Source organism: Kitasatospora sp. NPDC001539, from assembly GCF_040298565.1.
In the GTDB taxonomy this organism is placed as follows: domain Bacteria; phylum Actinomycetota; class Actinomycetes; order Streptomycetales; family Streptomycetaceae; genus Kitasatospora.
On record NZ_JBEPAK010000282.1, the window covers coordinates 1 to 8,503 of the forward strand.

An 8,503-nucleotide genomic window follows, 5' to 3' on the forward strand; every position below is an offset into this window, starting at 1 on the left:
CCCGCGGCGTCGACCTGACCGTCGACGCCGCGGGCTCCGTCGGCATGTCCGGCCCCCTCCGCCGCACCTACGTTCCGGGCTCCCGGTCACGCACGTCCGTCGGGTCCGTGCGCCCTGGCGTCCGGGCAGCTCCCCGCCGCTAACACCCTTCGTTGATATTCGTCTGATTGCGTTGACTCTTGACTGCCTGTGTTTGATTTGGTTCGCTTTCCAGCGCCCTGCGCAGGGTTCCCGCACCACCGTCCGCAACCCTCCGGACCCAGGAGACACGATGCGCAAGACGTGGGCCGCGTTACTCGCGGCCTCGCTGGCGGCGGCACCCCTCGCCTCCGTCCCCCTCACCGGCACCCCCGCGGCAGCCGCCGAGCCGGCCGGCGCCGCACTGGCCCTCACCCCGCCGATGGGCTGGAACGACTGGAACGCGTTCGGCTGCGACGTCGACGAACAACTGGTCGAGCAGACCGCCGACAAACTGGTCTCGGCCGGCCTGCGCGCCGCGGGCTACCAGTACGTCAACATCGACGACTGCTGGATGGGCAAGGCCCGCGACGCCGCCGGCCGACTCGTCGCCGACCCGGTCAAGTTCCCGCACGGAATCGCGGGCGTGGCCGCCTACGTGCACGCCAAGGGCCTCAAGCTCGGCATCTACGAGAGCGCCGGCACCCTGACCTGTGCGGGATATCCCGGCAGCCTCGGCCACGAGCAGCAGGACGCGGCCTCCTTCGCCTCGTGGGGCGTCGACTACCTCAAGTACGACAACTGCTACAACCAGGGCGTCCCGTCCCAGCAGCGCTACCGCGCCATGGCCGACGCACTGGCGAAGACCGGCCGTCCGATGGTCTACAGCCTCTGCAACTGGGGCCAGGACAGCGTGTGGACGTGGGGCCGCACCGTCGGCCAACTCTGGCGCACCACCGGGGACATCGACCCGTCCTTCGGCCGGATGCTGGACATCTTCCACGCCAACGCCGGACTCGCCGACGCCGCCGGGCCGGGCGGCTGGAACGACCCGGACATGCTGGAGGTCGGCAACGGCATGACGGCGACCGAGGACCGCGCCCACTTCTCACTCTGGGCGGAGATGGCGGCCCCGCTGATCGCCGGCACCGACCTGCGCAAGGCGAGCGCCGACACCCTCGCCGTCTACGGCAACACCGAGGTCGTCGCCGTCGACCAGGACCGGCTCGGCAAGCAGGGGCGGCCGGTGAGCATGGCCGGCGGCCTGGACGTGCTGGCCAAGCCGCTCGCCGACGGCAGCGTGGCGGTCACGCTGTTCAACGAGAACGCGCAGCCCGCCGTGGTCTCCACCACCGCGGCGGCGGTCGGCCTGCCCAAGGCCAAGGGATACCTCCTGCGCGACCTCTGGGCGCACACGGACGGTGAGACCGCCGGGGCGATCAGCTCCACCGTTCCCGGCCACGGCGCCGTGATGTACCGGGTCACCCCGACCGACCACCCGGGCGGACAGCACCCGGACCTCGTCCTGCGGACCGAGGTGCCCGACCTCGCCCCCGGCGGTTCGGCCACGGCCACCACGGAACTCGCCAACAACGGCGCCCAGTCGGCGAACGACGTGGTGCTCGGACTGGACGTCCCGGCCGGCTGGACGGTGGCACCCCTGTCGGAGACCCGGGTGGGGCACGTGCCGCCCGGTGGGCGGGCGCAGGCCACCTTCCGGGTGACCGCCCCGGCGGACCTGCCGACGCCGCTCACCCGGGCCACCCTCACCGGCACCGCCACCGCGCACGGACCGGGCGGCCCGCAGAGCGTCACCGCGCCCGCGCCGGTCCTGCTCGCCGCACCCGTGCAGGCGCCGTACCGGGTCTTCACCGACACCACCGCCGTCTTCGGCGCGCAGAACGGGACGTTCGCCATCGACGGCGCGGGCGCCGACCTCTACTACGACGTCGACGAGTACAGCACCGTCTACCGGCCGGGCGCCGAACACGACGGCTCCACCACGGTCGTGAAGCTCACCGCCCAGGCGCCGACCAGCGACTGGGCCAAGGCCGGGATCATGGTCCGCAACGACATCACCAAGCCCGGCGCGTCGGCCGGTTACGTCATCCTGGCCGAGGCGCCCGGCAAGGGCTACGTGCTCCAGTGGGACAGCGACGGCGACGGCAAGCTGGACTCCAACAGCGCCCCGGCGAACCAGGGTTCGGGCTCGGCGAGCTACCCGAGCTGGCTGAAGCTGGTGCGCGAGGGTGCGACGTACACCGGCTACTCCTCCGCCGACGGCACCACCTGGACGAAGGTCGGCCAGGCCGTCCTCCCCGGCGCGGCCGCGCTCCAGGACGTCGGCCTGTTCACCACCTCGCACAGCGCGGGCACCAGCGGCGAGGCCGACTTCACCGGCTTCACTCAGAGCTGAGCGGCCGAACGGCCGAGCGGTTGAGCAGCCGGACGGCTGCGGAGCCGAGGAGCGGAGCGGGGCCCCGTCGGTCGAGGTCGACCGGCCGGGGCCCCGTCGGTCAGGACAGGACAGTCCAACTCTGGCCGGCCGCAGCCGGATTGGCCGGGTTGGTCATGGCCGGGGAGTCGGCCGCGGCGCCGGCGACGTCCAGGGTCAGGCCGTTGCCGACGTTGGTGACGGTGAGGGCGCCACCGGCGTTCCGGGTGACCTTCCACTTCTGCCACGGGTTGCCGGGCGACGCGTTGAGCAGGTACGCACTGCCGACGCCGCTGCCGCCGGAGAGCACGGTGTGCGTCTGCGCCGCCGTGGAGCAGCCGTCGGTGATGGTCACGGTGCCGTCCGCGTTGGGCGTGAACAGCCACTGCTGCGCGGCGTCGCCGCTCCGGCGGGCGGCGATGCCGGAGTTGCCGCCGACGGGTGCGGAGCAGCCGCCCTGGACCTCGAGCACCTGGCCCGCGGTGCCGCCCGGGCTGATCACGTGGTACCTGCCGTCGCCGACGACCGACGACCCGCCGGCTCCGCCGGCGACACGGTAGAGCGCGACGCCGTGCGCGGGGATCCAGTTGCCCCCGAGGGAGCCGGTGGCGGTGCCGGTGGCGCCGGTCCACAGCTCCCGGTAGCCGTAGGAGGAGCCGGTCAGGCCGAGGTCGGCGAAGCTGGTGCTGATCATGGCCCAGTTGTCCGGGTCCTGGTTGACCAGCGCCACCGCCAGGTCGCCGTTGGCCAGTCGGCGCTCGAGGACCACGGGAGCGGTCGGGGAGGAGGGCGCCCTGCCGACCAGGGTGGCGGGCTCGGCGAGGCCGTCCTGATCGATGGCGATCATGTCGCGGTTCTTCAGGAGAGCCAGCGCGGAGGGGCTGATGCCGGTGGACCAGGTGTAGCCGTCGGCGGTGTGCTGCGAGTCGGCCGCGCTGCGCAGGTCCGCGCCGGAGATCAGCGGGGCCGCCATCATCGACAGGATGGACAGCTCGGTGCGCGACTCGTCGTCCGTGAAGGGCTTGTGGCCCCGGGAGGTGTCGGTGACGCCCCAGACGCCGTAGGTGTCCTGCCAGCCGGCGAACATCATGTCCAGGTCGTTCCAGCTGCCCGGGTGGACGTTGCCGGGGTACTTCAGGGCGGTCTGCAACTGGCCGTTGTAGAGCACGCCGTCCAGTTCGCTGTCCCGGTCGCCGCCGATCCGGCACATGTTGGCGACCTGGCCGCACCAGATCCCGGTGGGCGAGTAGCCGGGTGCCTGGTGCGGCGGGGTGCCGGCGGCGGTGATCAGCGGATCGGTGCGGGCCGGGTCGTCGGCGCGCAGCAGGGAGGGGATTCCGGTGTGGGCGGGCTGCGCGGACAGGCTGAGGGTGACCTTCGGCCTGCCCGCGGCGCCGGTCGCCGCGTCGAGGGCGCGCTGGAAGGTCTGGGTCCGGGCGTAGATGGACCGGGTGAGCTCCTGGCCCTCGCCCTGCGGGTAGTAGGCGTAGCCGTCCGGGCCGAGGATGGTGGGGCCGTAGGGGCAGTCGTCGTACTTGACGAAGTCGACGCCCCAGGAGACGAAGTCGGCGGCGTCGGTGGCCTCGTGCCCGAGGCTGCCGGGGTGGCCCTGGCAGGTGGTGTAGGTGTCGGTGGCGTAGAGGCCGAGCTTCATGCCCTTGCCGTGGGCGTACCAGGCCAGGTACTGGATGCCGTTGACGGTCCGGCCGTCGACGGTCTGCGCGGGGAACTGCCGGGGCTCGGGGACGAGGTGGCCGCTGGTCGGATCGTTGCCGCGCCCGTCGGTGCCGCTGACCGGAGCGCCGTTGTCGTCGTACAGCTGCATGGCACCGTCGGCGGTCTTCACGAAGTCCGTGCTCTGGCCGTCGCGGTGGCGCGCCGACCAGCCGTCGTCGATGGTGACGGTGTCGTAGCCGGCCTGGACGAGGCCGTTGGCCGACATGAAGTCGATGGTCTGCTTGACCTCGCTCTCGGTGACGTAGGCGCCGATGCTGTTCCACGAGTTCCAACCCATGGGCGGCGTGAGGGCGTTGCCGTTGCCGAGGGCGGCGGCCGGCGTGGCGGTGGAGAGTGTGACGGCTCCGAGGCCGGAGGCCGCGAGGGCCATGGCGACGAGCATGCCGGCGACGCGAGGTGGCGTTCTGCGCATGTGGGGGCTTCCCGGGTGGGTGAGGAGGGGGCCGGGCCTGGGCCACCGAAGGGCTCTGGCCTCGGCTCGGGGTGGATGGAGCCGGTTCCGGCGGTCCGGACCGGGGCGTGCGGACTCGGCGACGCCCTCTGCATGGCATGGGGGTACGGACGCCACGGATCCCGCCGGGCCGCTCGGTCTCAGCGGCGGTGCCATACGATATTTCACCTAACACAACCCGACAAGACCGAACACAAAGCGACTTGAAGGCCCATCAGGCGCCGAGGGGACTCCCGCCCGCCCCCGGCCCGATGTCGGAGGCCCCTGCTACGGTCCCGCCATGATCAAGGTCGTGCCGTTCACCGGCGCCGAGAAGGAAAGCCTCCACACCGCCCTCGACCGGCACCGCGACGCGGTGCTCTGGAAGGTCGAGGGCCTGGACGACGAGCAGCTGCGCCGGCCCCTGACGCCCTCGGGCACCAACCTGCTGGGGCTGGTCAAGCACCTCGGCGGCGCCGAACTCGGCTGGTTCCGCCAGACCTTCGGCCTGGAGACCGGCCCGCTGCCGTTCGACGTCGACGCCGACGAGAGCTCCGACATGCGGATCGAACCGCACGAGTCGACGGCGGACGTGCTGGCCTTCTACGCCCGGGCACGTGCCGCCGCCGACGAGGCGATCGAGCAGCTGGAGCTGGACTCCCTCGGCACCTCGTGGTCCGGCCGGACGGTGTCGCTGCGCTGGGTGCTGATCCACATGGCCACCGAGACCGCCCGGCACGCCGGGCACATGGACATCCTGCGCGAGCTCACCGACGGCGCGACCGGGGACCACGACCGGCGCTGAGCCCCCGGCCCGGGGCGGCCGGGCCCGCGGCCGCGCCGGGTCGCCCGCTCAGGCGGTGTAGCCGCCGTCCACCGCCAGCGCGGTGCCGGTGACGTACCGCCCGCCGGGTCCGGCCAGGAAGGCCACGGCGGCGGCGACGTCCTCGGCCTCGCCGTAACGCCCCAGGGCGGTCAGCCCGCGCTGGAAGTCGGCCGAGTCGCCGTCGGCCGGGTTCATGTCGGTGTCGATCGGGCCGGGATCGACGACGGTCACGGTGATACCGCGCGGACCGAGCTCCCGGGCCAGCCCCTTGGTCAGCCCGGTCAGCGCGGTCTTGGCCGTCGCCTGGAGGACGAAGTCCCCGCCCGGGACGCGCCCGTTGAAGCAGGAGCCGATGCTGATGATCCGCCCGCCCTCCCGCATGTGCCGGGCCGCGGCCTGGGCGGCCAGGAACACCGACCGGATGTCCACGGCGAGCACCCGGTCGAGCTCCTCGACCGTCACCTCGGCGAGCGGGCCGTAGGCGAGGAAGCCCGCGTTGTTCACCAGGACGTCGATCCCGCCCAGCTCCCGGACCGTCTCCTCCACCGCCCGCACCGCGGCGTCCGGCTCCGCCAGGTCCGCCCGGATCGCCACCGCCCGGCCACCGGCCGCCTCGATCTCCTCGACCACCGCCCGGGCCCGCCCCTGCTCCCGGACGTAGGTCAGCGCCACCGCTGCTCCCCCGGCCGCCAGCCGCCGGGCCACCGCCGCGCCGATCCCCCTGCTTCCACCGGTCACCAGGGCCACCTTGCCGGCCAACTCGCTCATCGTTCCTCCCCCTCTTCGTCGGGTCGCGTTCATCGCGCCCCGCCGGTAGGAGCTGCCACCGGTGTCAGGTTCAAACCCCGCCTCCCGGCCCCCGTCCCCGCCTCGCCTCCGGGCCGTCTGCCCCCCGTGGACCCGGGCGCCGGACCGACCGCCCGGGCCAGGCCGACCGGTCGGTCGGTGCGTCCGGCCCCCGCCCGACCGGCGTCCGCCCCTTGCCCGACTCGCCGGACGGCCCCGTACCGAGGGGCCGGGGGCCGGGCCGAGGTAAGGCCCACCTAGGCTGTATGCCAAGCAAAAGGGGCGAACCGGACCCGCACAGGGGCCACGAGGACGGAAGCAGGACCCGCCGATGGGCGATGGAATGTCAGGCATGCACCACCACGGCGGGATGACCCAGCTAGGCCCGTTCACCCTGTCGAACGTGTGGACGTGGTCCCCGGACTGGGTGTTCCTGCTCGGCGGCCTGGTGGCGCTCGGGCTGTACCTGGTCGGCGTCGTCCGGCTGTACCGGCGCGGCGACCGCTGGCCGGTCGGCCGGATCGTCGGCTGGGTCGCCGGCGTCGGCACCCTGCTGCTGGTCACCTGCTCCGGGCTGAACGACTACGGCATGGTGCTGTTCAGCGCGCACATGATCCAGCACATGGTGCTGTCGATGCTGACGCCGATCCTGCTGCTGCTCGGCGCCCCGATCACCCTGGCCCTGCGGGCCCTGCGCCCCGCGGGCAAGGGCCGCCCCCGCGGCCCGCGCGAGCTGCTGGTGGCGCTGCTGCACAGCCGGTACGTCCGGGTGGTCTCGCACCCGGCGTTCACCATCCCGTTGTTCATCGCGAGCCTGTACGGGGTCTACTTCACCCCGTTGTTCGACTTCCTGATGCAGTACCGCCTCGGGCACATCTTCATGATGGTCCACTTCCTCATGACCGGTCTGGCCTTCTTCTGGCCGATCATGGGTGTGGACCCGGGCCCGCACCGCCCCGGCCACGTGATGCGGATCATCGAGCTGTTCATGGGGATGCCGTTCCACGCCTTCTTCGGCGTCGCGGTGATGATGGCCGGGCATCCGCTGGTCTCCACCTTCACCGTCCAGGGCGCACCACCCGGGACGGACCTGTTGGAGGACCAGAAGCTGGCCGGCGGCATCACCTGGGCGTTCGGCGAGATCCCGACGGCGATCGTGCTGATCGCGCTGGTCTACCAGTGGATGGGCTCGGAGCAGCGCCAGGCCCGTCGCCGCGACCGCGCCGAGGACCGCAGCGGGGACGCCGAGCTGGCGGCGTACAACGCCTACCTGGCCTCGCTGCACAAGCGCGGCCCCCGCCCGGGGGGCAGCGCAGCCGCCGAGCCCGGCACGCCGGGCACGCCCGTCATCCCCGCTGCCCCTGCGGCCGACGCCGGCTGAGGTCCGTCCACGCGCCCCGGCGGAGCCCCCGTTCCCCCTGCGGAACGGGGGCTCCCGCGTCTCTCCGGCACCGTCCGCCCAGGTTCGCCCCCGCGCACCGTCCGCCCCGGTCCCGGGCGCACCGTCCGCCCGGGTCGGCCCCGGCACCGTCCGCCCGGGTCCGCGTGCCCCGGGGGAGGCCGCCTCCGCCCGCTCCGGAACGGTGCTCCCGCCGGGCGCGTTCGACGGGTATGTACGCCCTGCTGCTGACCGTCGCGCTCCTCGGCGGGTACGTCCTGCTCTGGCTGCTCGGCTTCCTCGGCTGCGCCCTGCACCGGCGCCGCCGCCCGGTGCCCCCCGGGTCCGACTTCCTGGTGGTCCTCGGCGCCGCGCTGGACGGCTGTGAGCCCGCGCCGGTCCTGGCGGCCCGCCTGGACGTCGCGCTGGAACGCTACGCCGCCGAGGAGGCCGCCGGGTACCGGCCGCTGGTGCTGGTGACCGGCGGCAAGGGGCCGCACGAGGAGTGCACCGAAGCGGCCGCGATGGCCCGCTACCTGATCGCCCGGGGCGTCCCGGAGGAGCGGATCCGGCGCGAGGAGCAGGCCGTGAACACCGTGGAGAACCTGCGCCTCAGCGCCGCGCTGATGGCCGCCGAGCGTCCCGGCTACCGCTGCACGGTGGTCACCAGCGGCTTCCACACCGTCCGCTCCGCCCTGGCCGCCCGCGCGGCGGGAGCGCCGGCCCGGGTGCTCGGTGCGGACGGCCTGCTCGCGTACGGCCCGTACCAGCTGCTGCGCGAGGCGGTCGGTACGGCCCTCGCCCTGCCGCGCACCACCGGCGCCGCCCTCCTGCTGCTGGCCGGCACCGGAGTGGTGCTCGGCCTGGCCTGACCGGGCCGACGGGCGGACGGAGATCGGAGGACGAGAGCCGGCGCGTCGAAGCCGGGAGGCCCCCGGGTCCGCAGGTGCGGAC

Annotated in this window: 6 protein-coding genes; 4 read left to right on the forward strand and 2 right to left on the reverse strand. The window is 73.5% G+C overall.

The window, feature by feature from the left end; genetic code table 11:
* Positions 1–271: 271 nt before the first annotated feature.
* A complete protein-coding gene (locus ABT247_RS29145) occupies positions 272–2,374 on the forward strand; it encodes an NEW3 domain-containing protein (RefSeq protein ID WP_350748281.1) in 2,103 nt (700 codons plus the stop codon).
* A 100-nt stretch (positions 2,375–2,474) separates the two neighbouring features.
* Here ABT247_RS29145 and ABT247_RS29150 read toward each other — a convergent pair whose 3' ends face one another.
* On the reverse strand, positions 2,475–4,511 hold the full coding sequence (locus ABT247_RS29150; RefSeq protein ID WP_350748284.1) for an alpha-galactosidase: 2,037 nt from the start codon (positions 4,509–4,511) through the stop codon (positions 2,475–2,477).
* Positions 4,512–4,860: 349 nt separating this feature from the next.
* Here ABT247_RS29150 and ABT247_RS29155 point away from each other — a divergent pair, with 349 nt between their 5' ends.
* Positions 4,861–5,364: a DinB family protein gene (locus ABT247_RS29155; protein WP_350748287.1), complete on the forward strand. Its 504-nt coding sequence runs from the start codon at positions 4,861–4,863 to the stop codon at positions 5,362–5,364.
* A 48-nt stretch (positions 5,365–5,412) separates the two neighbouring features.
* On the opposite strand, the gene ABT247_RS29160 is transcribed toward ABT247_RS29155, so the two are convergent.
* The gene (locus tag ABT247_RS29160; protein WP_350748290.1) at positions 5,413–6,153 is read right to left on the reverse strand and encodes an SDR family oxidoreductase; all 741 of its coding nucleotides are present in this window, start codon (positions 6,151–6,153) and stop codon (positions 5,413–5,415) included.
* 370 nt (positions 6,154–6,523) lie between these two features.
* Here ABT247_RS29160 and ABT247_RS29165 point away from each other — a divergent pair, with 370 nt between their 5' ends.
* Positions 6,524–7,552 (forward strand): cytochrome c oxidase assembly protein, encoded by a 1,029-nt coding sequence (locus ABT247_RS29165; RefSeq protein WP_350748293.1) that lies wholly within the window; start codon positions 6,524–6,526, stop codon positions 7,550–7,552.
* A gap of 230 nt (positions 7,553–7,782) precedes the next feature.
* Positions 7,783–8,421 (forward strand): YdcF family protein, encoded by a 639-nt coding sequence (locus ABT247_RS29170; RefSeq protein WP_350748296.1) that lies wholly within the window; start codon positions 7,783–7,785, stop codon positions 8,419–8,421.
* The last annotated feature ends 82 nt before the right edge of the window (positions 8,422–8,503 follow it).